This window comes from Rhizobium sullae (assembly GCF_900169785.1).
Classification (GTDB): domain Bacteria; phylum Pseudomonadota; class Alphaproteobacteria; order Rhizobiales; family Rhizobiaceae; genus Rhizobium; species Rhizobium sullae.
The window spans coordinates 1-395 of record NZ_FWER01000201.1 but is presented as its reverse complement, the minus strand read 5'-3'; the positions used below and the strand labels follow the sequence as shown (position 1 = coordinate 395).

Genomic DNA, 395 nt, shown 5'->3' with positions numbered 1-395 from the left:
TTACCTCCCACCTCTGCTCGGCGGCATGCTGATCGGCGCATCGGCCGTCATGCTTCTGCTCCTCAACGGCCGGATTGCCGGGATCAGCGGGATCGTCGGGCGTCTCGCCCAAGGCGTCGGCTTGACCACCAATCTCGCGTTTGTGCTCGGGCTGCTGCTTGGGCCGCTCACCTACCTGCTGGTGTTCGGCGGCTGGCCGGCCGTGCAGATCACCGCCGGCTGGCCGCTGATCATCGTCGCGGGGCTGCTCGTCGGCTTTGGCTCGCGCATGGGATCGGGCTGCACCAGCGGCCACGGCGTTCTCGGGCTTGCCCGCCTGTCGCCGCGATCGATGGTGGCGGTCGCCACGTTCCTGACGGCCGGCGTGTTTGCCGTCGCAGTTCTGCGAGGTCTCG

General features: G+C 68.9%; 1 protein-coding gene. It reads left to right on the top strand.

Annotated features, from left to right (window positions below; translation table 11 throughout):
- Positions 1–395 (top strand): YeeE/YedE family protein (locus BN1800_RS39760; protein WP_087006395.1); only part of this gene is annotated, 395 nt, incomplete at both ends.